The following is a 20199-nucleotide window of genomic DNA, read 5'->3' as shown; positions in this document are numbered from 1 at the left end:
GTGCACCGGGGAGAAGCCTTAAGTGAACGCTTGCGTTCACTACTGGGGACTCACTACCGTTGACGCGACAGTGAACGCGATCGTTCACTAACGCCGTTGTGGGGGACTCATAGTGACAACCTCTCAGTTGATCCAGGAACAGAAGCCGGGTGCGGCTCGCCGGGAGGGGCATCCCGGCCTCGCGCTCACCGTCATCGCGGCCTGCCAACTCATGGTGGTACTCGACGCGACGATTGTGAACATCGCCCTCCCGCACATTCAAGACGCGCTCAGGTTCAGCACGACCGATCTCACCTGGGTCGTGAGCGCCTACACGCTCACCTTCGGCGGTCTGCTGCTCCTCGGGGCGCGGGCCGGCGACATCCTCGGCCGGCGCCGGGTCTTCATGACCGGCATCCTGTTGTTCACCTTCGCCTCGCTCCTGGGCGGACTCGCGCAGGAGCCCTGGCAGTTGCTGGCCGCGCGCGCCCTGCAGGGTGTGGGCGGCGCGATCGCGTCGCCGACCTCGCTGGCGCTCATCACGACCACGTTCCCCGAGGGGCCTGAGCGGAACCGGGCCTTCGGCGTCTTCGCGGCGGTGTCCGCGGGCGGCGGTGCGATCGGGCTGCTGGCCGGCGGCATGCTGACCGAATGGCTCGACTGGCGCTGGGTGCTCTTCGTCAACGTGCCGATCGGTGTGCTGATAGCGGTGCTCACGCCGCTCTACATCGCGGAGTCCCAGCGCCACCCCGGGCGGTTCGACATCGCGGGCGCGCTGACCTCCACGGCCGGTATGGCGGCCCTCGTCTACGGGTTCATCCGCGCGTCGGAGGACGGATGGCGGGACGGGCTCACCATCGGGTCCTTCGCCGCGGCGGTGGTGCTGCTGACGGCGTTCGTGTTCACCGAGCGGCGGGCCCCGGAGCCGATCACGCCGCTGCGGATGTTCGCCGACCGGAACCGCTCGGGAACGTACGTGATCATGCTCAGCCTGGCGGCCGCGATGTTCGGGATGTTCTTCTACATCGTGCTGTTCGTGCAGAACGTGCTGGGATACAGCCCGATCAAGGCCGGGTTGGCCTTCCTGCCGGTGACGTTCGCGATCGCGGTGGGGGCGGGGCTGTCGCAGCGGTTCCTGCCGGTGCTCGGTCCCAAGCCGTTCATGGTCGCCGGGTCGACGCTGGCGGTGGTCGGCCTTGTGTGGCAGACGTTCATCAGCCCCGGCAGTTCGTATCTCGGCGGGGTGCTCGGGCCGATGCTGGTGTTCGGCTTCGGGATGGGGCTGAACTTCGTGACCGTGACCGTCACGGCGGTGTCGGGGGTCGCGCCGCACGAGGCCGGTGCGGCGTCGGGGCTGCTCAACGCCACGCAGCAGGTGGGCGGTTCGCTGGGGCTGTCCATCCTCACGACGGTGTTCGGTACGGCGGCTGCCGACGAGGCGAAGAAGCAGGTGCCGAAGTTGCTGGCGCAGGGGTCCGCGGAGCAGAAGGCGGAGTTCGCGCGGACTCGGCAGTTGCCGGCGCCCTGGAGTCATGAGGTGCTGGCACACGGCATCTCCACGGCGTTCGTGCCGGCCGCGGCGATGGCCGTGCTCGCGCTGGCCACCGCGTGGCTGGTGATCAGGGTCCGGAGGAGCGACCTGGACGCGCTGTCGGGAGCGGGGGCGGCGGGGCCGGGGGTGGTGTGAGACGCGGGTGTGAGTCCCGCGAACGAAAGTCACCCCCGAGGCTCAGCCCCGGGCCCCGGCGGGGACTCCGTCCCCGCGCCCCCCTCCTGTCCGACCGCCGGGACCGGGGCCTCGGTGCGCCCGGCGGCCCCCGCCCCTGGCATACCCGCTCGGGGTCGGGTTCGGGTCAGTCGGGCCTCACAGGCGGTGGAGTCCCGCGGCGGGCTCGGTCGCCTGGGGGACCCAGGACGGCAAGGCCTCCGTTCGGTCGGCCCAGGCCGGCGGCGGGGAGGCGAGGATGCCGCCGACCATGGCGCAGGTGGTGTCGATGTCGCCGCCGGCCTGGGCGGTGGTCCAGAAGGCGTCCTCGTAGTCGCCCAGGCGGCGGGCGGCCGACCACAGGGCGAAGGGCACCGTGTCGTGGGCCGTCGTACGGCGTCCGCAGCCCAGGACGGCGGCCACGGTGGACGCGTTGTCGTAGTCGAGCATGTCGCGGGCGCGCCGCAGCCCCGCGCCGACCGCGCTGCGCGACGGCACGAGGGCGATCACACCGTCGAGGAGGGCCCCCGCGTCCGGCGGGCCGCCCGCGCTGGCCAGTGCGGCGGCGGCCGCGACGGCCATGGCGCCCACGACCGCCTCACGGTGCTGGTGGGTGGGGTAGGCGGAGATCTCGGCCTGGTGGACGGCTTGCTCCGGGTCGTCCGCGTACCACGCGCCGAGCGGCGCGACGCGGGTCGCGGCGCCGCTCCCCCACGACCCGTGCCCCTTGAACAGCGCCGGCGCCAGCGTGCGCCAGTCGCCGCCCGCGCGGATCTGCTCCAGCAGCCGGGCCGTTCCGGCGCCGTAAGCCCGGTCGGCGCCGTGGTGGGCGGCGAAGGACCCGGCCAGGGCGTCCTGGTCGACCCGGTGGTGGCCGGCGAGGACGGCGACGACCGAGCAGGCCATCTCCGTGTCGTCAGTCCACCGCCAGGGACCGGACGGCAGCTCACGGCGCCTGAGCAGCGGATAGTTCGCCGGCACGAAGAACCGCGAGCCCAGCGCGTCCCCTACCGCGAGTCCGCGCAGGCTCGCCAGCGCGCGCTCCAGGCGGGCGCCGGGCGAGGGGTCAGGGGTCATGTCTCAGCCACTCCATCCGGTGATCCCGTACGGTTCCGGTTCCCGCCACCGCGCGAACGGCCGGTCCAGGGTGTACTTGCCGTCGCTCCCGAGAACGAGCATCCGTACCTCCGCGTTCCCCGGGTTCGACAGCGACTCGAATTCCGCGACGGTCCAATGGAACCAGCGCATGCAGAACAGCCGCATCGCCAGTCCGTGCGTCACCAGCAGCACGTTGGGCGGATGGTCGGGGGCCTCGAAGCTGCGGAAGAGGCTCTCCAGGAAGTTGCCGACCCGGTCGTAGACGTCGGCGCCGGACTCCCCCTGGGCGAAGCGGTAGAAGAAGTGCCCGTAGGCGTCGCGGTAGGCCTTCTGCAGGCGTACGTCGTCGCGGTCCTGCCAGTTGCCCCAGTCTTGCTCGCGCAGCCTGGGCTCCTCGCGGATCCGTATGAGATCGGGGTCGAGGTGGAAGGCCTTGAGGGTCTCGTGGGTGCGCCGGTAGGGGGAGACGTACACGCTCACGCGCTCGTGGCCGAACAGGTCGCGCAGCTCCTTGCCGGTCTCCTCGGCCTGCTGCCGGCCGCGCTCGGTGAGCGGGAGCGCGTGGTCGGGTTCGCGCTCGTACACGGAGTCGTCGATGTTGCCCGTCGACTCGCCGTGCCGGACAAGGACGATGCGCCGTGGTCGTGCCATGCCAAAACACTAGATCGGGTGACGGCGGATCGAGGACTCGAGAGGGCCTCGTACGGTGTACGTCACACAGTTCGTGGCGCCTGCGCCACATTCCGTGCACGGCGGCACCGCTGTCGGTGAGGGCTCAGACCGTCCAGGTCGGCTCAGACCGTCCAGGTCGCTCAGACCGTCCAGGTCGGCTCCAGTTCCACGATGTCGCCCGTGAGGGCCACGACGTCGGCCTCCGTCTGGGCGCGCAGCGCGAGCCGCTCCACCCGCTCGGTGCGGTACTTGCCGTGTTCGGCGGAGGACTTCCACATCGACAGCACCAGGAACTCGCTGCCGGGCGCCTCGCCGAACAGCCCGCGGATCATGCCGGGCGAGCCGGCCATCGCCGGGTTCCAGACCTTCTCCTGCATGAGGGTGAAGTGCTCGGCGCGTTCCTCGTGGACGCGGCACAGGGCCACGCGGAGCAGGTCGGCGTCCGAGAAACGGGGCTCGAAGCCCGTCTTCACGTCGAAACGGTGGTCGAACAGGCGGGCCTGGGCGTCCTTGAAGGTGCCGGCCTGGGCCGCCGCGAGGCGGTCGTGGGAGCGGGCCATGAAGGAGTCGTAGAAGGCGCGGCTCTCCCAGAAGGCGAAGACGTGCGCCACTCCCGGCCGTGCCCGGCTCCAGCCACCCCCCTGCCCCCGAAACCCCGGCTCCCCCAGAAGCCCCGCCCACTTTCGCTGTCCCCGCTCGAAGCCCCGGCGGTCCACCACGGTGCAGCGAATCCACTTGACCAGCACCGCGCCATCGTAAGGCCCAGGAGCGTGGCGCCGGTCACTCTCGTGGGGACAGCGCCCGCGCGAGCGCCCCCGCGTGCGTGGCACGATGGACAACGTGCGCCCGCGATCCGGAAGTTGGGGCAGGGGGGCGCACGGGGACCGGGAAGGGGGAGTCCGGTGAGCGGGCTCAGCAAGGGGATCCGCAAGGTCGAGGTCGCGCTCAAGTGGGATCCGAGTCCGGCGGGGCAGCCGCCCACCGACCTCGACATCGTGGCAGCCCCCTACGGGACGGACGATCTCTACGGCGCACCGGCCTACGTGGTGCACTTCGACAGCCGTTCTCCCGACGGCACGATCTATCTCAACCGCGACAGCAGGGACGGCCGGGGCTTCGGCTGGGACGAGGTCATGACGCTGGAGCTGGAGCGGCTCTCCGAGCGGTACGCGCGCGTGGTCGTCGGCGTCGTCATCCAGCAGCGCTACGGGCACCGCGCCTTCGGCAACGTGCTCGGCCCGGGTCTGCGCATCCGGGAGGGCTACACCGTGCTGGCGGAGGACGACTTCGCGGGCGTGCTCGGGGCGACGGCGGCCACCGTGGCGGAGTTCGCGCGCGACGAGGCCGGGAACTGGGTCTTCCGGCCCGGCGTCCACGGCTTCGAGGACGACCCGGCCACCTTCACCCGCACCATGGGCCGCGCCCGCCAGTCGTAGCGGACACGGGCGGCGGACGGAGACAGGTAAGGGGCGCCGGCCATTGCCGACGCCCCTTACCCTTCAGCCCTCAGCCCTCAGGCTGCCGGCCTTCGGCCGTCAGCTGCAGCCGCTCGTCGAGCCGCAGCCCTCGCAGATGTAGCAGGAGCCGGCGCGCTGCATCTTCGTGCCGCAGGAGAAGCACAGCGGGGCGTCGGCCTGGATGCCCAGCTGCATCTCCACCAGCTCGGCGCTGGTGTGGGCCTGCTTCGGGGCGGGCTGGGCCGCCTCGGCCTCGGCCCTCGGCGTGGCGACGGCCTTCAGGTCGATCTGCCGGGGCGCCGACTGGGCCAGGCCCTCGACGTCGACGTCCTCGTCGTCGATCGGCTCGTAGGAGCCGGTCTCCAGGTGGCGCTGGCGCTCCTCGGCGGAGTGGATGCCGAGCGCGGAGCGCGTCTCGAAGGGCAGGAAGTCCAGCGCCAGGCGGCGGAAGATGTAGTCGACGATCGACTGGGCCATCCGCACGTCCGGGTCGTCGGTCATGCCGGCCGGCTCGAAGCGCATGTTGGTGAACTTCGAGACGTACGTCTCCAGCGGCACGCCGTACTGCAGGCCCACCGAGACCGCGATGGAGAAGGCGTCCATCATGCCCGCGAGGGTCGAGCCCTGCTTGGACATCTTCAGGAAGACCTCGCCGAGACCGTCGTCCGGGTAGGAGTTGGCGGTCATGTAGCCCTCGGCGCCGCCGACGGTGAAGGAGGTGGTGATGCCGGGGCGGCCCTTGGGCAGGCGCTTGCGGACCGGGCGGTACTCGACGACCTTCTCGACCTTGGACTCGACGGTGGCGGGCTCCTCCGCCTTCTCCTGCGCGGTGTCCTTCTTCTTGGCGGACAGCGGCTGGCCGACCTTGCAGTTGTCGCGGTAGATGGCGAGCGCCTTGACGCCCAGCTTCCAAGCCTCGAAGTAGATCTCCTCGACCTCCTCGACGGTCGCCGACTCCGGCATGTTGACCGTCTTGGAGATGGCGCCGGAGATCCACGGCTGGATCGCGGCCATCATGCGGACGTGGCCCATCGGGGAGATGGCCCGCTCGCCCATCGCGCAGTCGAACACCTCGTAGTGCTCGTGCTTGAGGCCGGGGGCGTCGATCACGTTGCCGTGCTCGGCGATGTGGGCGACGATCGCCTCGATCTGCTCCTCCTGGTAGCCCAGGCGGCGCAGGGCCTGCGGGACGGTGCCGTTGACGATCTGCATCGAGCCGCCGCCGACCAGCTTCTTGAACTTGACCAGCGCGAGGTCGGGCTCGACACCGGTGGTGTCGCAGGACATCGCCAGGCCGATGGTGCCGGTCGGGGCGAGGACGGAGGCCTGGGAGTTACGGAAACCGTTCTTCTCGCCGAGGCGGAGGACGTCCTGCCAGGCCTCGGTGGCCGCGGCCCACACCGGGGTGTCCAGGTCGTCCATGCGCACGGCCGTGGCGTTGGCGTCGGAGTGCTGCTTCATGACGCGCAGGTGCGGCTGGGCGTTGCGGGCGTAGCCGTCGTACGGGCCGACGACCGCGGCCAGTTCGGCGGAGCGCTTGTACGCGGTGCCGCTCATCAGCGAGGTGATGGCGCCGGCGAGCGCGCGGCCGCCGTCGGAGTCGTAGGCGTGGCCGGTGGCCATCAGCAGGGCGCCGAGGTTGGCGTAGCCGATGCCGAGCTGGCGGAAGGCGCGGGTGTTCTCGCCGATCTTCTGGGTCGGGAAGTCCGCGAAGCAGATGGAGATGTCCATCGCGGTGATGACGAGCTCGACGACCTTGGCGAAGCGCTCGACGTCGAAGGACTGGTTGCCCTTGCCGTCGTCCTTGAGGAACTTCATGAGGTTCAGCGAGGCGAGGTTGCAGGACGTGTTGTCCAGGTGCATGTACTCGCTGCAGGGGTTCGAGCCGTTGATGCGGCCGGACTCCGGGCAGGTGTGCCAGTGGTTGATCGTGTCGTCGTACTGGATGCCCGGGTCGGCGCAGGCCCAGGCGGCCTCGGCCATCTTGCGGAAGAGGGACTTGGCGTCGACCTCCTCGATGACCTCGCCGGTCATACGAGCGCGCAGGCCGAACTTGCCACCCTGCTCGACCGCCTTCATGAACTCGTCGTTCACGCGGACGGAGTTGTTGGCGTTCTGGTACTGGACGGACGTGATGTCGTCGCCGCCCAGGTCCATGTCGAAGCCCGCGTCGCGCAGCGCGCGGATCTTCTCCTCCTCCTTGACCTTGGTCTGGATGAAGTCCTCCACGTCGGGGTGGTCGACGTCGAGGATGACCATCTTGGCGGCGCGGCGGGTGGCGCCGCCGGACTTGATGGTGCCGGCGGAGGCGTCGGCGCCGCGCATGAAGGAGACCGGACCGGAGGCGTTGCCGCCGGAGGAGAGCAGCTCCTTGGAGGAGCGGATCCGGGAGAGGTTCAGGCCGGCTCCGGAGCCGCCCTTGAAGATCATGCCCTCTTCCTTGTACCAGTCGAGGATCGACTCCATGGAGTCGTCGACGGACAGGATGAAGCAGGCGGAGACCTGCTGGGGCTGGGGCGTGCCGACGTTGAACCAGACGGGGCTGTTGAAGCTGAAGATCTGGTGCAGGAGGGCGTAGGCCAGCTCGTGCTCGAAGATCTCCGCGTCGGCGGGCGAGGCGAAGTACTTGTTGTCCTCGCCGGCCTTCCGGTACGTCTTCACGATGCGGTCGATCAGCTGCTTGAGGCTGACCTCGCGCTGCGGGGTGCCCACGGCACCGCGGAAGTACTTGCTGGTGACGATGTTGACCGCGTTCACCGACCAGAAGTCGGGGAACTCGACGCCACGCTGCTCGAAGTTGACCGAGCCGTCGCGCCAGTTGGTCATGACGACGTCACGGCGCTCCCAGCTCACCTCGTCGTACGGGTGCACGCCGGGGGTGGTGTGGATGCGCTCGATGTGCAGTCCCTTGTTCCCCGCCTTGCCGCCCTTGGCGCGGGAACCTCGTGCCGGACCGCTCGCCGTCTCTGTCATGCCGCCTCCCTGTACGGGCGAAAACGCCCTGAAGTGCCCCGATGTTCCGGTGGCACGGTGTTGTGTCTCGTGGTGCGGGCATCCCTGCCGCTGTCGCCCGCGACCGTCTTCTCCGCCGCCGCTGAGCCAGACCCGGACACGCCGTCCGGGCCGGCCCGCCGATCAGTCGGCGGCGCCTGCGGGCTCGGGGACCTCAGCAGCCGTCCCCGGGCGTCCGCCGTCGTCCTGGCCGTGGCCGTTCTCCCGGCCCGCCGCGGCGCCTTCGCCGCCGCCTCCGCCGTCGTCGCCCCCGTGCCGCGCGGGGGGACGCGCGCCTTCCCTGAGTTCCTCGATCGCCGCCTCGAAGTCCTCCAGCGAGTCGAACGCCCGGTAGACGGACGCGAACCGCAGGTAGGCGACGAGGTCCAGCTCCTGCAAGGGGCCGAGTATGGCCAGCCCGACGTCGTGGGCGGCCACCTCGGCGCTTCCGCTGCCGCGCACCGCCTCCTCGACCCTCTGACCGAGCAGGGCGAGCGCGTCCTCGGTGACAGGCCGTCCCTGGCATGCCTTGCGCACACCGTTGATGACCTTGGTACGGCTGAAGGGTTCGGTGACTCCGGACCGCTTGACCACCATGAGCGAGCACGTCTCCACGGTCGTGAACCGACGGGAGCAGTCAGGGCACTGGCGGCGCCTACGGATCGACGTGCCGTCGTCCGTCGTACGACTGTCGACGACACGGCTGTCGGGGTGCCTGCAGAAGGGGCAGTGCATGGACTCCAACCCTCCTCACAGCAGACGCAATAGCCTCGCCGGGCCTCAGGAGCCCCGCGAAGCAGCCCCAAGCATAGGCGATGATCGGCGGGCCGAAGACCCGGGGGACCACAACTTGTGGGCTGCTGTAGCCATCCAACCACTAGATGTGGGGATTGGCTTGTAACAAACGGGGATCCGCGGCGTGTCGCGCGCGAGCGGACGGGGGCGTCCGCCGTTCGTCTGCCCGCGTCACCACGGGAAACACGCCGACGCACACCCGTACCGCGGGAGCGCTTGCGGAGATACCGTGGGCGCCGCACGGAGGACGCGTGGGACTCCCGGGCAGATGGGAACCGGCATCCGGTCGACGGCACGCCGGATGGCAGACTGGCACGGCAGCCCACGAGGTGGCCGGCGCAGCGGTGAAGAGCTACGACAACGAGGCTTTCCACCCGCCAGGCATCGCGTCGGCCATACACCCGGACACATGATCAAGTAAGGCAATCCGCGGTTTTTCACTCGAACGTGTGTTTGGCGCAACCTTTCGAAAGCAACTACCGTTGTGCCGGAGGGAGACCATCGAGAGGGGCCGACGACGTGACCACCACCGCAGACAGTGCCACCATCACTGCCCAGGACCGCTCCCAGGGCCGACTCGAGCCGGTGCATGCGATGAACGAAGCCGCGAATCCCGAGGGACACAAGCGATCCCTGCCGGGCCGACCTCCAGGCATCCGGGCGGACAGCTCGGGCCTCACCGACCGGCAGCGCCGGGTGATCGAGGTGATCAGGGACTCCGTCCAGCGGCGCGGCTACCCGCCGTCGATGCGGGAGATCGGCCAGGCCGTCGGCCTCTCCAGCACCTCCTCGGTCGCACACCAGCTGATGGCACTCGAGCGCAAGGGCTTCCTGCGCCGCGACCCGCACCGTCCGCGCGCCTACGAGGTCCGCGGGTCCGACCAGGCCACCACGCTCCAGCCCACCGACACCGTGGGCAAGCCGGCCGCCTCCTACGTCCCGCTGGTCGGCAGGATCGCCGCCGGTGGGCCCATCCTCGCCGAGGAGTCGGTCGAGGACGTCTTCCCTCTTCCCCGGCAGCTGGTCGGCGACGGTGAGCTGTTCGTGCTGAAGGTCGTCGGCGACTCGATGATCGAGGCCGCCATCTGTGACGGCGACTGGGTCACGGTCCGCCGTCAGCAGGTCGCGGAGAACGGCGACATCGTGGCCGCGATGATCGAGGGCGAGGCCACCGTCAAGCGCTTCAAGCGCGAGGACGGCCACGTATGGCTCCTGCCGCACAACGCGGCGTACGAGCCGATCCCCGGCGACGACGCGACGATCCTCGGCAAGGTGGTGGCGGTGCTGCGGCGCGTGTGAGAACCGCCGCGGGCGGGCTCGCCGACCCGCCTCCTGATCGGGCCCCGGGACCCCTGCGCCGGTTCCGGGGCCCTGCGCTGCCCGGATCGCGATCCAGCGCGGGGCACGGCCCAGCGCGGGGCGCGGTTTCTACGGGGCGGCTGGCGGAGCGCCCGGGCCGCAGCACGGCCGCGGAGCGCCTGGGCCGCGGCACGGGCTACACGGCACGCGCACGGTGCGAGCTGGCACGGTACGGGCATGGCATGGCGCGGGTCGGCCATCGAACGGCACGGGTCGGCCCTGCCCGCTGATGCTCACCGCTCGGGCGGCCCGTGCCCCGGCGGCCTCCGTGCCCCGGCGGCTGGGCAGGGCTCGTGCGCGTCCTCGCCTGGGGTGCGGCCCGGTCCTGGGGGCTGCGCACGACTCGGGCAGCCCGGGCCCACGGATCCCGCGCGGCCCGTGCCCCTGCGAGGCCCGGGCGGCGGGCGGGCCGTGAGCCTGTGGTTATTTCGCCAGCTCGGCCTCGTTCTGTTTGGCTGCCGCGTCGATCGATGACAGGGACTTGCGGACCTGGTTGCGGTCCGTGGTGTACCAGAAGTCGGGGAGGGAGGCCTTGAGGTAGCTGCCATAGCGGGCCGTGGCCAGGCGCGGGTCCAATACGGCCACCACGCCGCGGTCCCCCGAGGCGCGTACCAGGCGGCCGGCGCCCTGGGCCATGAGGAGGGCGGCGTGCGTGGCCGCCACGGCCATGAAGCCGTTGCCGCCCGCGTCCTCCACCGCCTTCTGGCGGGCGCTCATCAGGGGGTCGTCGGGCCGGGGGAACGGGATCTTGTCCATGACGACCAGCTGGCAGCTCGCGCCGGGCACGTCGACGCCCTGCCAGAGGGAGAGCGTGCCGAAGAGACACGTCCTCGGGTCCGCCGCGAAGTTCTTGATCAGCTCGCCCAGCGTCTCCTCGCCCTGGAGCAGGATCGGGAACTCGGGGATCCGGGTGCGCAGCTCCTCGGCCGCGAGCTGGGCGGCCCGCATGGAGGAGAAGAGGCCGAGGGTCCGCCCGCCGGCCGCCTGGATCAGCTCCGTCAGCTCGTCGAGCATGTCTCCCCGGTCGCCGTCCCGCGCGGGACGCGCCAGGTGCTTGGCCACGTAGAGGATCCCCTGCTTGCGGTAGTCGAAGGGGGAGCCGACGTCGACGCCCTTCCACTGGGGCACGTCCTCGCCCTCCGTGCCCTCCGGGGCGAGCCCCAGTGAGGCCCCGACTCCGTTGAAGTCGCCGCCGAGCTTCAGGGTCGCGGAGGTCAGCACGACGGAGCGGTCGGCGAACAGCTTCTCCCGCAGCAGGCCGGACACCGACATGGGCGCAACACGCAGGGAGGCCCCGAAGCGGTCGTGCCGCTCGTACCAGACGACGTCCCACTCGGAGCCGTTGGTGATGCGCTCCGCGACGTCGTGCACGTTCTCCACGGAGGCGAGCGCCTGCTTGCGGACCGCGTCCTCGTCCTGGACGGACTTGTCGCGGGTCGAGCCGAGCGCCGAGATGACGTTGCGCGAGGCGTCCCGCAGGGCCAGCAGCGCGTAACCGAGATCCTCCGGGATCTCCTCCAGCCGGCCGGGCAGCGCCAGCTCCATCAGCCGCTCGAAGCCCTCGGCGGCGGTCTGGAGCTGGTCGGCGGCCTTCTCGTTGACCAGCTTCGCCGCCCGGCGCACCGCCCGGTTGACCTGGCCGGGGGTGAGCTCCCCGGTGGCGACGCCGGTGACGCGGGAGACCAGCTCGTGCGCCTCGTCGACGATCAGCACCTCGTGCTGCGGCAGCACCGGGGCGCCCTCGATGGCGTCGATCGCCAGCAGCGCGTGGTTGGTGACGACGACCTCGGCGAGCTTCGCCCGCTCACGGTCCATCTCGGCGAAGCACTCCGCGCCGTACGCGCACTTCGAGGCGCCCAGGCACTCCCGGGAGGACACCGAAACCTGGGCCCAGGCGCGGTCGGACACGCCGGGCGTGAGGTCGTCGCGGTCGCCGGACTCGGTCTCGTCCGACCAGTCGCGCAGCCGCAGCAGGTCCTGGCCGAGCTTGCTGGTGGGCGCCGCCGCCTCGAACTGGTCGAACAGGCCCTCCTCCTCGTCCTGCGGCACGCCCTCGTGCAGCCGGTGCAGGCACAGGTAGTTCGACCGGCCCTTGAGCATCGCGAACTCCGGGCGGCGCCGCAGCAGCGGGTGCAGGGCGTCGACCGTGCGCGGCAGGTCGCGCTCGACGAGTTGGCGCTGAAGGGCGAGGGTGGCGGTCGCCACGACGACACGCTCCCCGTGCGCGAGGGCGGGCACGAGATAGCCGAGGGACTTTCCGGTGCCCGTGCCGGCCTGGACCAGCAGGTGCGAGCCGTCGTCGATGGCGTCCGCGACGGCTTGGGCCATGGTCACCTGGCCGGGGCGCTCCGTGCCGCCGACTGCGGCGACGGCGGCATGCAGGAGTTCGGGGAGTGAGGGCTTCGTCATAGCGCGACCACCCTACGGCTCGGCACTGACAAACGGGCGATCACGGTGGAGGAGGGCCCCTCCGCCCAGCCACAACGACCCCCCGTCACAGCAGGTGGCGCAGGGACCGGTCGCGGATCATCAGGGCGGCCCGCTTGCCGGGCAGCTCGATCTCCGCCGAGAAACGGAACCCCGCCGTCAGGAAGGCGGCCACGGAGGGCGCGTTGCGCAGGTCGGGTTCCGCGACCACGCGGGCGCACGCGGGGCGCCGGTCGAGTACCAGGTCGGCCACGGCCCTGAGCAGGGTGCTGCCGAGCCCCCGTCCCCGGTCGGCGACGCTGCCGATCAGCAGGTGGACGCCGGTGTCGTGCGGCCGGGCCGGATAGCGGCGGGCCAGCGGATCGAGGTCGGCCCGGTAGATCTCCCAGTAGCTCATGGGTGTGCCGTCGAGCAGGCCGATGCAGGGCACGCTGCGCCCGTCGCCGTCGAGCTGCGCGCTCAGGTGGGCCTCGGTGACGCTCTGCGGCCCGGCCAGCTGCCAGAACTCCGCCACGGCCGGATCGTTCATCCAGCGGCTGACGACCGGCAGGTCGCGCTCGAGGCGGACCGGGAGCAGCCGGAAGGGCCCGACGGGGGTGACCGTGGTTCCCCAGTCGCCTACGCCGTCGAGCAGGGCGTCCTTGCGCGGGGCGCCGGTCCCGGGCAGCAGCCCGAAGGCCGCGACGAACTCCTCGGGGAGGCGGAGGTCGAGAGTGTCCTCGCCGTCCGCCTGCCCGGTGTCCTCGCTGTCCGCCTCACCGGTGTCCTCCGCGGGTGCTGCGGGCGCGGGGTCCAGGACCGGCCCCGCGGGCCCCGGGCCGGCGGACACCGGCCCTGCGGACACCGGGAGGGCGGGCACCGGGCCGGCGTCCGGAACGGCGGTGTCCGGGACGGCGGTGTCCGTGGTGGATGCCGGGGTGGCAGTGCCGGTGACGAGGTCCGGTACGGCGGTCGGCGTCGTGAGGGCCGGGGCCCCGGTCGCCGGGGCGTGGCCGGTGGCGGCACCGGCGTCGGTGGGAGGCATGGCGCGCTCCTCTCGGTGGGCTGGTCAGGAGTGCAGGGGGTTGGCCATGGCGACGTAGAGGGACTGGGTGTCGACCGGGCCGACCAGTTCGTCCAAGCCGTGCAGCCGGGTCAGCAGGTTGGCCTTGCAGCGCAGGACGGGGGCGTCGAGCAGGCGGGCCGGCAGGGTGGAGCGCGTGCGGGCGGGCCCGGAGGCGGCGGCCTCGAGGAAGCGGCGGAACGCGGCCAGCAGCAGCCGTTCGTCGGCCAGCCGCTGGGAACCGATGGCGCCGATGAGGCCGAACACGTTGTTCACGGCGACGTAGTAGGCGAAGCGCTCGTCCGTGACCTCGTCGGAGACGAAGGTGTCGCTGTGTTCACCGATGCCGGGCAGGCGGGCGTCGAGTTCGTCCCGCCGCGAGGCCCGGAAGTAGTAGCCCTGGTTGTCGCGGTAGCGGCCGCCCGAGGGCCAGCCTTCGGCGTCCAGCAGGACCAGGGTGTTCTGCTGGTGGGCCTCCAGGGCGATCCCCGCCTCGCCGTCCAGCCACAGCACGGGGCGGATCACCTGTTCGAGGTAGCGCAGGAACCACTCGGCGGTGACGGCCCCGCGCGGGCGGCCCGTCCGGACAGCGAGGCGGGTGACGACGTCGGCCAGCCGGGACCGCGTCGCCGGCGCGGCGAGCGCGCGGGGCCAGGGCCGGGGCGCGGCGAGTCCGGCCACGCAGGAGACGTCGTCGGAAGGGTCGAAGGGGTTGTGCCGGATCACCACGTCCAGCCCGGTCACGGGTTCGCCCCCGGGGTCGTCCACGGCGAGCCAGGCCGGGTCGCGCACGATGTCGAAGTCCGGGTGGGCGGCCCGCCACTCCCCGGCAAGCCCCGAACGCAGCAGCCGGTGCACCTCGGCGCCCCGGTGCAGTTCCTTGCGCAGGTTCTCCCGGCGCGAGTTGGTGATGCGCAGGCCCAGCGACAGCTTCAGCATGGCGTCCGATCCGGAGCGGTGGACGGTCCGCACGGAGGAGGTCGGGTGCCAGTGCGGTCCATGGGCGCCCAGGTCGCGGAGCAGCCCCGTCTCGAACAGCGCGGCCGGGCCGGGGCAGTGCCGTACGTCGCGCGCCTGCCACGGGTGCAGGGGCAGGGCGGCACAGCCCTCGGGCAGTGCGAGCCCCGGTCCGGCGAGCCGGGCCGTCAGCCGCTCGGCGGGGACGGGCCGGCCGCGCTCGGTCCAGGCCGAGTCGGCGGCGAGCACGGACGTGTCGACGGCCACCCAGTGCAGCGGGAACGAGCCGCGCAGCTCGGGTGAGCAGGCGCGCGTCTCCGCCTCCGTCATGCCTTCGCGGCTCTTGGGGGCCGGATGCAACGGGTGCCCGAGGACCAGGGCCTGTTCGGCGGAGAGGAAGAGGTCGGGGCCGTCGACGGGATCGGCTCGGCGTTCGGCCACGAAGAGGGCGGTGCGGCGTACGGAGTCGGCGACCCGGGCCACGAGGTCGGCGGTGTCCGTCCCGTCCACGGCGGAGCCCGACCCCTCCACGACGGGGCCCGCCCCGTCCGCGGCGGCACCCGGCCCATCCACGGCGGGGCCCGGCGCGTCCACGGCGGCACCCGACCCGTCCACGGCGGGCCCGGGTGTCGTGGCGGCCTCCCGGGCGAGCAGTGCCGCGAGCGTGACGGCGTCCAGCGGCGGGAGTCGATCCGGCGCCCCGTCCGTGGTGCCGACCAGGCAGGGCGGGCCGAAGCGGTGCCAGCCGGTCGGTGACCAGTGCAGGACCGGGACGAGCAGCGCGGTGCCCGTGGCCGGGAGGGGGACGCGGAGGGTGCCGCCCTCGGGGGCCCGCGTGCCGGTCTCGCGCACCCAGCAGCGCAGGAGGCCGTCCACGGCCGCCGCCTGGGCTGCGGTGTGCGGGTCGGGGTGGTCGAGGGGGTCGGACCACTGATCGTTCTGCTGGTGGGGGACGGTCCCGGAGGTGCCGTGGGGGCGGGGGCGGGGGCGGCCGGGTGGTGCGGGGGTGGCGTTCAAGGAGTCCTCGTGCGTCGTGCGGTCGTACGGCTGGCGTCTCGCGGGGCGCTACCCGGGCTGGTCGCGGGGCGGCGCCGGGCGCTACCCGGGCTGGTCGCGGGCCGCCGCGTCGATCGCGTCGGCCAGCCGGTCGAGCACCGCCGTCGCCTGCTCGTCGCTGATCGTCAGCGGGGGCAGCAGCCGTACGACGCTCGCGTGGCGGCCGCCGAGCTCGACGATCAGTCCCCTCTTCAGGCACTCCCGCTGCACGGCGGCGGCGAGATGAGGCGCGGCCGGGCGAGGACGCCCCTCCGCGCGCCCCTCGTCGCACGCCCCCTCGCGCCCCGCACCGCGCTCCAGCTCCCCCTCACGCCCCTTGGCGCATTCCTCCTCCACCAGCTCCACCCCGATCATCAGCCCGCGCCCCCGCACCTCACCGACACACTCGTACGCCCCCTCCAGCGCCCGGAGTCGCGAGAGCATGCGGGCTCCCAGCGAGGCGGCGCGCTCGGCGAGGCCGTTCTCCCGGACGTGGGCCAGCGTGGCGGTGCCGGCGGCCATCGCGAGCTGGTTGCCCCGGAACGTTCCGGCGTGGGCGCCGGGCCCCCAGACGTCGAGGTCCTCGTGGTAGACGACGACGGCGAGGGGCAGGCTGCCGCCGATGGCCTTGGACAGCACCATCACGTCGGGTGTCACTGCGCTGTGTTCCACGGCCCAGAACGCGCCCGTGCGTCCGACGCCGGTCTGGATCTCGTCGGCGATCAGGGGGACGGAGCGGTCGGCGGTGATCCGCCGCAGCCGCCGCATCCACCCGTCGGGGGCGGGAATCACCCCGCCCTCGCCCTGCACGGGTTCGAGGATCAGCCCGGCGGGCAGCGGCACCCCGGACTTGGGGTCGTCGAGGACGGACTCGGCCCAGCGGGCGGCGAGTTCGGCGCCGTGTTCCCCGCCCACGCCGAAGGGGCAGCGGTAGTCCTGCGGATAGGGCAGGCGGGCGACCCGTACGTCGGCCGCGTGCCCCGAGGCGGCCAGGGCTCCCGCGGTCATCCCGTGGTAGGCGCCGGCGAAGGCGACGATGCCGTCCCGTCCGGTGGCCGCCCGGACGAGGGTGAACGCGGCCTCCACCGCGTCCGTCCCGGCCGGCCCGCAGAACTGCACGCGCGCGTGGCCGGCGAGTCCGGGCGGCAGGGTGCGGAACAGCTCGGTGACGAAGGCGTCCTTGACGGGTGTGGCGAGGTCGAGCGCGTGCAGCGGCGCGCCGGAGTCGAGCACCTTGCGGATCGCCTCCAGCACGACGGGGTGGTTGTGCCCGAGGGCCAGGGTGCCGGCGCCCGAGAGGCAGTCCAGGTAACGGCGGCCGTCCGCGCCCTCGATGGTGAGCCCGCGCGCCCGTACGGGGACGATGGGCAGGGCGCGCGCGTAGGTGCGCGCCGCCGACTCGCGCGCCGACTGGCGCCGCAGGATGCCCTCGTGCGCTGCGCGCGCCCCCGCGGCCGCGTCCATCCGCGGCCCGGCCCCTGGCGCAGACTCCGTCACGGTCACGGCTCCTCGTCCTCCCACACTCCCAGGGCGTCGTCACCTCACGGGCCGTCACCTCGACTTCCTGACGAGCCCCGGGGTCCGGACGCGGACAGCGGACCCCCCACCGCTACAACCGCCGGCCGCGCGCACGGTTACGGGTTGTCCCAAGATCCTTGCCGTCCAAGATCCTTGCCGTGACGGAACCGTTGCCGTTCCGTCGGCGGTCCCCCACAGCGAGCGCATAGTGTGTGGTGCCGTTCCACACGTCGTGCGCAGCACCCGAACCCGGCCGGGGAGAACGCGGGATCACGGCGGTACCGAGCAAGTCCGTTCACAGCAGGGGGAGTCAAGACCATGCGACCCATACGCCCGTCCTTCACCGCTCGCCGAGGAGGAGGCGCACGCCGCACGGCCTCCCCCGTTCCGGCCGCCGTCGCGCTGGTCTCGGTGCTGGCGCTCACCGTCACGGGCTGCGGCTCGGGCGACGGCAAGGCGGACGGCGCGTCCTCCGCCGCCGCGAGCGCCACCGGCTCGGGCGGCGGCGACGGCAAGATCCAGATCCCGGACGACATCAGGCAGAAGCTGAAGGAACACGGGATCGACATCGACAAGTGGAAGAACGGCGCCTGGAAGAACTGGAGCCGGGACGACTGGCTGCGCGAGGCGAACGACTTCATCAACCCGATCATCAAGGGCCTGTGGAACCCGGACCGGATGCGCCGGGCCAAGGACCCGGCCAAGCAGGTCGACTCGAACGACCTCTCCGGTGACCAGGGCGTCACCGACCCGACGCCGGCCCCGGTGCGGGCGCAGGCGGTGGCGCCGACGTACCACGCCAACGCGGCGACCGCGGGCAAGGTGTTCTTCGACTCCCCCGAGGGGACCATGGTCTGCTCGGCGACGGTCGTGGAGGACCCGGCCAACCCGGGCAGGTCCAACCTGGTGTGGACGGCGGGCCACTGCGTGCACGCGGGCAAGAAGGGCGGCTGGTACCGCAACATCGCGTTCGTGCCGTCGTACAACAACGACGGCCGCAGCACCGACGAGCTGCGCAACGCCCCGCGGCGGACGATCGCGCCCTACGGCGTGTGGTGGGCGGACTGGGCGCAGACCTCGCAGCAGTGGATCTCCCAGGGCGGCGCGACCGGCGGCCAGGGCGCCGGCTACGACTTCGCCGTCATCCATGTGACGCCGGAACAGGGCAGCGGCGGCAAGTCCCTCCAGGAGACCGTGGGCGCGGCGCTGCCCGTGAACTTCGACGCGCCTGCCGTGCCGCAGGTGCAGAGCCTCACCGCGACCGGTTACCCGGCGGCGCCGCCGTACGACGGTCAGCGGCTCTACCAGTGCCAGGACAAGCCCGGGCGCCTGTCGCTCAACGCCACCGACCCGACGATGTACCGCATCGGCTGCACCATGACCGGCGGTTCCTCGGGCGGCGGCTGGGTGGAGACCGGCGCGGACGGCAAGCCGGCCCTGGTCTCCAACACCTCGATCGGCCCGGTGACCTCGGGCTGGCTGGCGGGGCCGCGGCTGGGCGCGGTGGCGAAGGGCGTCTACGAGGCGGCCGGCAAAAAGTTCGCCGGCCGCTGAGCCGATCGTCCGGCGACAGCCGGAAGGGCCGCCCCGCTCGACGGCGGGGCGGCCCTTCCGGTTGCGATGCCGGCGGCCGGTCAGACCGCGGCGGCCGGTGTGTACGGCGCCAGGTCCGCGGCCAGTTCCTCGTGCACCCGGGCCTTGAGCAGGGTGCCCTCCGCGGTGTGCTCCTCGGAGATCACCTCGCCCTCGGTGTGGGCGCGGGCGACCAGCTTGCCGTGGGTGTACGGCACGAGCGCCTCGATCTCCACGGAGGGCCGCGGCAGCTCGTTGTCGATCAGGGCGGTCAGTTCGGCGATGCCCCGGCCCGTACGGGCGGAGACGGCGATGGAGTGCTTCTCCACCCGCAGCAGCCGCTGGAGCACCAGCGGGTCGGCCGCGTCCGCCTTGTTGATCACGACGATCTCGGGCACGTCGGTGGCGCCGACGTCCCTGATCACCTCGCGCACGGCCGCCAGCTGCTCCTCCGGGTCCGGGTGCGAGCCGTCCACCACGTGCAGGATCAGGTCGGAGTCGCCGACCTCCTCCATGGTGGAGCGGAACGCCTCGACCAGGTGGTGCGGCAGGTGCCGCACGAAGCCGACGGTGTCCGCGAGCGTGTAGAGCCGCCCGCTCGGGGTCTCGGCCCGGCGCACGGTGGGGTCCAGGGTCGCGAACAGCGCGTTCTCGACCAGGACGCCGGCGCCGGTGAGGCGGTTGAGCAGGGAGGACTTGCCCGCGTTGGTGTAGCCCGCGATGGCGACCGAGGGCACCTTGTTGCGGCGGCGCTCCTGGCGCTTGATCTCGCGGCCGGTCTTCATGTCCGCGATCTCCCGGCGCATCTTCGCCATCTTCTCGCGGATGCGGCGCCGGTCCGTCTCGATCTTGGTCTCACCGGGACCGCGCGTCGCGAGGCCCCCGCTGCCGCCGCCCATCTGCCGGGACAGCGACTGACCCCAGCCCCGCAGCCTCGGCAGCATGTACTGCATCTGCGCGAGCGCGACCTGCGCCTTGCCCTCCCGGGACTTGGCGTGCTGGGCGAAGATGTCCAGGATCAGGGCCGTACGGTCGATGACCTTGACCTTGACGACGTCCTCGAGGTGGATGAGCTGGCCGGGGCTGAGCTCACCGTCGCAGATGACGGTGTCCGCGCCGGTGTCCAGGACGATGTCCCGCAGCTCGTCCGCCTTGCCGGAGCCGATGTAGGTGGCCGCGTCGGGCTTGTCGCGGCGCTGGATCACGCCGTCGAGCACGACAGCGCCCGCGGTCTCCGCGAGGGCGGCGAGCTCGGCCAGGGAGTTCTCCGCGTCCCGCACGGTCCCCGTGGTCCAGACGCCGACGAGCACGACGCGCTCCAGGCGCAGCTGCCGGTACTCGACCTCGGTGACGTCCTCGAGCTCGGTGGACAGGCCCGCGACACGGCGCAGGGCCGCGCGGTCGGAGCGGTCGAACTGGTCGCCGTCCCGCTCCGTGTCGATCTCGTGGCTCCAGGCGACGTCCTCTTCCATCAGGGCATCGGCCCGAAGTCCTTCGGGGTAGGTCTGCGCGAGGCGCTTGGTGGCCTGGGAAGAGGAAGAAGAGGAGGTCATTGGGTCCTTACGTCGTCGGGTTCCTTCACCGTGTGCAAC

The 20199-nt window shown here is 72.1% G+C and carries 14 protein-coding genes; 4 read left to right on the top strand and 10 right to left on the bottom strand.

Annotation, left to right across the window (positions count from 1 at the left end; all coding sequences use genetic code 11):
* Window positions 1-112 precede the first annotated feature (112 nt).
* The gene (locus IE217_RS12695; protein WP_190177933.1) at window positions 113-1666 is read left to right on the top strand and encodes an MFS transporter; all 1554 of its coding nucleotides are present in this window, start codon (window positions 113-115) and stop codon (window positions 1664-1666) included.
* A 177-nt stretch (window positions 1667-1843) separates the two neighbouring features.
* Here the strand turns inward: IE217_RS12695 and IE217_RS12690 are convergent, their stop codons facing one another.
* From IE217_RS12690 to IE217_RS12680, 3 genes are all read right to left on the bottom strand, one after another.
* On the bottom strand, window positions 1844-2761 hold the full coding sequence (locus IE217_RS12690; RefSeq protein ID WP_190177932.1) for an ADP-ribosylglycohydrolase family protein: 918 nt from the start codon (window positions 2759-2761) through the stop codon (window positions 1844-1846).
* Window positions 2762-2764: 3 nt separating this feature from the next.
* On the bottom strand, window positions 2765-3433 hold the full coding sequence (locus IE217_RS12685) for a histidine phosphatase family protein (protein ID WP_190177931.1): 669 nt from the start codon (window positions 3431-3433) through the stop codon (window positions 2765-2767).
* A 161-nt stretch (window positions 3434-3594) separates the two neighbouring features.
* Complete coding sequence (locus IE217_RS12680; protein WP_190177930.1) at window positions 3595-4200, bottom strand: YdbC family protein; 606 nt, start codon at window positions 4198-4200, stop codon at window positions 3595-3597.
* A gap of 156 nt (window positions 4201-4356) precedes the next feature.
* Here IE217_RS12680 and IE217_RS12675 point away from each other — a divergent pair, with 156 nt between their 5' ends.
* Entirely contained in the window at window positions 4357-4890 is a 534-nt protein-coding gene (locus tag IE217_RS12675; RefSeq protein WP_190177929.1) for a TerD family protein, read from the top strand.
* 99 nt (window positions 4891-4989) lie between these two features.
* Here the strand turns inward: IE217_RS12675 and IE217_RS12670 are convergent, their stop codons facing one another.
* The gene (locus IE217_RS12670) at window positions 4990-7884 is read right to left on the bottom strand and encodes a vitamin B12-dependent ribonucleotide reductase (protein ID WP_190177928.1); all 2895 of its coding nucleotides are present in this window, start codon (window positions 7882-7884) and stop codon (window positions 4990-4992) included.
* Between the two features lie 162 nt (window positions 7885-8046).
* Window positions 8047-8637: a transcriptional regulator NrdR gene (gene nrdR / locus IE217_RS12665; protein ID WP_190177927.1), complete on the bottom strand. Its 591-nt coding sequence runs from the start codon at window positions 8635-8637 to the stop codon at window positions 8047-8049.
* A gap of 579 nt (window positions 8638-9216) precedes the next feature.
* On the opposite strand from nrdR, the gene lexA reads away from it, so the two are divergent.
* Complete coding sequence (lexA, locus tag IE217_RS12660; RefSeq protein ID WP_189704988.1) at window positions 9217-9996, top strand: transcriptional repressor LexA; 780 nt, start codon at window positions 9217-9219, stop codon at window positions 9994-9996.
* Between the two features lie 483 nt (window positions 9997-10479).
* Here lexA and IE217_RS12655 read toward each other — a convergent pair whose 3' ends face one another.
* The 4 genes from IE217_RS12655 to IE217_RS12640 form a co-directional block, all read right to left on the bottom strand.
* The gene (locus tag IE217_RS12655) at window positions 10480-12465 is read right to left on the bottom strand and encodes an ATP-dependent DNA helicase (RefSeq protein ID WP_190177926.1); all 1986 of its coding nucleotides are present in this window, start codon (window positions 12463-12465) and stop codon (window positions 10480-10482) included.
* A gap of 85 nt (window positions 12466-12550) precedes the next feature.
* Window positions 12551-13507 carry a GNAT family N-acetyltransferase gene (locus IE217_RS12650; RefSeq protein ID WP_373298008.1) on the bottom strand — a complete coding sequence of 319 codons (957 nt, stop codon included), beginning with the start codon at window positions 13505-13507 and terminating at the stop codon, window positions 12551-12553.
* A gap of 24 nt (window positions 13508-13531) precedes the next feature.
* Window positions 13532-15499 carry an IucA/IucC family protein gene (locus IE217_RS12645; RefSeq protein WP_190177925.1) on the bottom strand — a complete coding sequence of 656 codons (1968 nt, stop codon included), beginning with the start codon at window positions 15497-15499 and terminating at the stop codon, window positions 13532-13534.
* Between the two features lie 81 nt (window positions 15500-15580).
* A complete protein-coding gene (locus IE217_RS12640) occupies window positions 15581-17020 on the bottom strand; it encodes a diaminobutyrate--2-oxoglutarate transaminase family protein (protein ID WP_373298007.1) in 1440 nt (479 codons plus the stop codon).
* A 333-nt stretch (window positions 17021-17353) separates the two neighbouring features.
* Between IE217_RS12640 and IE217_RS12635 the strand changes: the two genes are divergently transcribed.
* The gene (locus tag IE217_RS12635; protein ID WP_190177924.1) at window positions 17354-18589 is read left to right on the top strand and encodes a trypsin-like serine peptidase; all 1236 of its coding nucleotides are present in this window, start codon (window positions 17354-17356) and stop codon (window positions 18587-18589) included.
* Between the two features lie 80 nt (window positions 18590-18669).
* Here IE217_RS12635 and hflX read toward each other — a convergent pair whose 3' ends face one another.
* Entirely contained in the window at window positions 18670-20160 is a 1491-nt protein-coding gene (gene hflX / locus IE217_RS12630; protein WP_190177923.1) for a GTPase HflX, read from the bottom strand.
* Window positions 20161-20199: the final 39 nt, after the last annotated feature.

The sequence above is a fragment of the Streptomyces naganishii JCM 4654 genome, from assembly GCF_014650575.1.
Lineage (GTDB): Bacteria > Actinomycetota > Actinomycetes > Streptomycetales > Streptomycetaceae > Streptomyces > Streptomyces naganishii.
This window is presented reverse-complemented; position numbering and strand designations above follow the sequence as displayed.